This is a genomic window from Campylobacter concisus, assembly GCF_002913545.1.
Classification (GTDB): domain Bacteria; phylum Campylobacterota; class Campylobacteria; order Campylobacterales; family Campylobacteraceae; genus Campylobacter_A; species Campylobacter_A concisus_AV.
The window spans coordinates 1-3,610 of sequence record NZ_PPBR01000016.1 but is presented as its reverse complement, the minus strand read 5'-3'; the positions used below and the strand labels follow the sequence as shown (position 1 = coordinate 3,610).

At 32.7% G+C, this 3,610-nt stretch carries 3 protein-coding genes; 1 reads left to right on the top strand and 2 read right to left on the bottom strand.

Translation table 11 applies throughout. The features are described from left to right. Positions 1-171 precede the first annotated feature (171 nt). On the top strand, positions 172-1,326 hold the full coding sequence (locus CYP05_RS01375) for a site-specific integrase (protein ID WP_103585657.1): 1,155 nt from the start codon (positions 172-174) through the stop codon (positions 1,324-1,326). A gap of 425 nt (positions 1,327-1,751) precedes the next feature. Here CYP05_RS01375 and CYP05_RS01370 read toward each other — a convergent pair whose 3' ends face one another. Then, the gene (locus CYP05_RS01370) at positions 1,752-2,549 is read right to left on the bottom strand and encodes a phosphatidylserine decarboxylase (RefSeq protein WP_103641765.1); all 798 of its coding nucleotides are present in this window, start codon (positions 2,547-2,549) and stop codon (positions 1,752-1,754) included. Between the two features lies 1 nt (position 2,550). Next, a partial coding sequence (locus tag CYP05_RS01365) for a metallophosphoesterase (protein ID WP_258031485.1) occupies positions 2,551-3,610 on the bottom strand: 1,060 nt, incomplete at its 5' end.

Here is a 3,610-nt window from a genome sequence, read left to right as displayed (position 1 = left end):
AAATAAAGTCATTAAAGCAAGGTATATTAAGCATTTATTAATATTTATTTCCCTTTATATGGTTATTTAAGCTTTAAAAGATATAAATACTCTTTTTTAAAAATCTTAAATAATAAAATTAATTTAAAGTGAATTTTTGTGTTATGTTTAAATTTTTGCTAAAATCACCGCATGAAAAATTTAGAAAAAAATAGAAATATATATATTAAGCATAATCGTTTTTATATTGACTATCAAAAGGATGGCGTAAGAATTCGCCGTGCCACTGGACTGAAAAAATCCACTTTAGCATTTGATTTTATTCGAAAAAACTATAATTTATTTCTTGGCTCTGAAGAGGATATTGAACTTGCTAAGAGCAAATATTACGAGCTCGAGGATATGCAAACTGATCGCATAATCAGAAAAGGGGAACAAAAGCTGGAGCCTATTAAAAATACTAGTGAGTTTAGCTTTGAGGGGATTATTTATAGATTGCTTAATGAAAAATCCTTTTTAAAGGATAAAACAATCAGGTTTTATAATGTTGCTAGTCAGGCTGTTATAGACTTTTTGCATTCAAAAAATATCTTTTATCTGTCCGATTTTGAAAGGCAGGATAGTATTGATTTTGTAAAATTTTGTAAAAACAAGGGCTTAAAAGATAGCTCAATTAATGGGTATTGCTCTTTTTTTAAAATGGTTTTTCGTTATGCTATTGCCAATGATATAATCTCAAAAAATCCATTCTATATACCTAGGTTCAAACAAGAATTACATAATGCCGACAATGGTGATTTTACCCCTTTTAATTTAAGTGAGATTTTGCAACTTATAAAACATGCCGAGGGCGAGCTACGCTTATTTTTAATAGTTGCATTCTTTACTGGGGCTAGGACTGGCGAGATTTTGGCTTTGACTTTTAATGACTTGGATTTTCAAAATAAGGAGATACGTATTAATAAAACTCTATCGGAGCTAGGTGTTTTGGATTCTCCTAAAACTAAATCCAGCAATCGTACAATTGATATGCTTGATATTGTTTATAATGAACTGATAAAACTCGATTATACCGATATTAATCAAAATATTTTTTCTCTTTCACGAGCAGTTATCAGATTAAAATTTAATGATTTGCAGAGATCCCTTGGCTTTAAAATACATAAGCTTTATGATACTAGACACTCATTCGCTTCTGTAATGTTAAGTCGTGGTGAGGAGCCGATGTGGGTTGGTTGTAAAATGATGGGTCATAAAAATTTAAATGAGACCTATCGCTCTTATGCTAAATATCTACCAAAAGATACTAGACAAAGAGCAACTTTTTTAAAGAATATAACAATTTAAAATTTTAAAAAAATAGACACTTTTTGATAAAAATATGCTATAATATACTAATTTAATTTAAAAAAGTAGATGACTTTTCACCCCTTTTTTATTTATTTAAATGCCTATTTTACGGCATTTCAGCTTATAAAATTTAAGATTTGAGTTTTTGCTTAGCCTATAAATTTGAACTAAATTTATAGGCCTGTATCTTTAGTAAATTTATGTGAGATAAAATTTAAATTTTTGCTGGGAAATTTACCGCTTTGAATTAAAGTAGCTTGCGTTTTAGCAAAACGATTTTAATCAAATTCTAGCTAAGAATTTGTAGGTTTTTGAATTGATCTAAGCTGCCAGTAGATCAAATTTATTCTAAAAATAGCTTAGATAAAAATAGAAAATTAACTAGCCTGTAAATTTGGCATCAAGCTAGCTTTGGATCAATTTTACTCTTTTATCCTACCGATCGCTTCAGCAAATTTAAGCTCTTTGTTTTCAAAGAGGTTGTACTCGATCGCATCTTTTTCGCTAAGTATGACAATGGTTGAGCCAAGCTCAAAATTTCCAAGACGCTCACCCTTTTTGATGTGTAAATTTTCATACTCATAAATTTGTGTAAAATTTGCCATCGCATTTGTTTGGATGCGATCATCAAAGCAAAATTTAATCTTACCAACGTTTAGCGCACCCACGAAGACTAGCCAAAGTTTTTTGCCATTTTTCATTTCACAAAGTAGCGCCACACGCTCGTTTTTGGTATAAAGGCTATCGACCTTGCCAAGCCATTTTACCGCCACACTGTAAAGCTTACCTGGGATATAGACCGCTTTTTTTATCGTAATATCGCAGGGTGCATGATAGTGATGATAGTCTTTTGGGCTAAGATAGATGTTGGCAAAGTCAAACTCGCCCTCAAGCTCGCCCTGTCCTAAAAGCTCTTTTAGCCCATAGCTCATGCCTTTTATACTAAAAGCTTCTAACTCTTTCGTGGTGCCAAAACTAAGGCAGGTACCATCAACAGGACTTATAAATATCTCATCTGACGCGTCAAATTCTCTTGGCTTTATAAGCTCCCTGGTGAAAAGTTCGTTTAAATTTTTATACTCGCTTGCTGGCTTAAACTCGCTCATATCGATCTTAAATAGCTTTACATAAAAGGAGTTGATAAGCTCTTGAAGCGGCTTGAAAAAGTTTATTTTTGCTACCTTGCCAAAAATTTGAGAGAAGAGATTGTCCTTGTTCATTTTAGTCCTTGCTTAAATTTAAAATAGCGATCTCACTAGGAGCAAAGATCCTAACTGGAGGTCCCCAAAATCCTGCACCGCTACTAACATAAGCTTGCATTTTATCATTAATCTTATAAAGCCCATGTAAAAAACCTTGATCCAGCAAAACTAGGATGCTAAAAGGGAAAATTTGTCCAGCATGCGTGTGACCGCAAAGGACTAGATCGACATCTTTTTGCATAGTTTTTATAAATTTTGGCTGATGAGAGAGTAGTATGGTAGGCAAATTTGGGTCGCGTCCAGCTAGCGCTTCGTCTAAATTTGGCTCTAAATTTTTAAACCTTATGCCAGCTAGATCATAGACCCCAGCCAAATTTATGCCAGCTATTTTTTCATTTTTATTGCCAAGTATTCTAATGCCAAGAGCGCGAATTTTTTCTAGTATCCCATCAACTCCGTGGTAGTATTCGTGATTGCCAGGGACATAAAAGGTGCCGTAAGTGCTTTTAAGATTTTTTAATGGATCTAAAAAATCCCCTATAAGCTCAGCTCTCATATCAACCAAGTCGCCAACTATCACCACTAGGTCTGGTCTAGCTAAATTTATCTCTTTCACAAGCTCAGCCACAAAATCCTTTTGCAAAAACTCGCCAATGTGCACATCGGTTATCATGGCTATTTTTAGATTATTTTGTAAATTTTTTATTTTTATACTAATCTGTCTGATCTTTGGCGGAGTAAGTGCGTTAAAAATTCCTTTCAAAAAGCAAGCAACTACAAAAATGACAAATGTCACATCAAAGCAAAATTTAATAAATTTTCGTCTTGTGGGATTAAAATGAGCTTTTGAACAAATGCATCTAACAACATCATAAAACAAACTAACGCCAAATAAAAAAAGAGAAAAACCAATGAGCGTCCCTGCTACCAGATAGAGTTCTATATTTAAAAAAGAAAATCTTAGTTGAAGAACGAAAATAAACTCAAGCGCGCTAATAATATAGAAAAATATGCGAATTTTTTTAAGATGTGGAGTAAAAAAAGATACCTTTTTTATAAAACGTTTGTATGAGTATAAA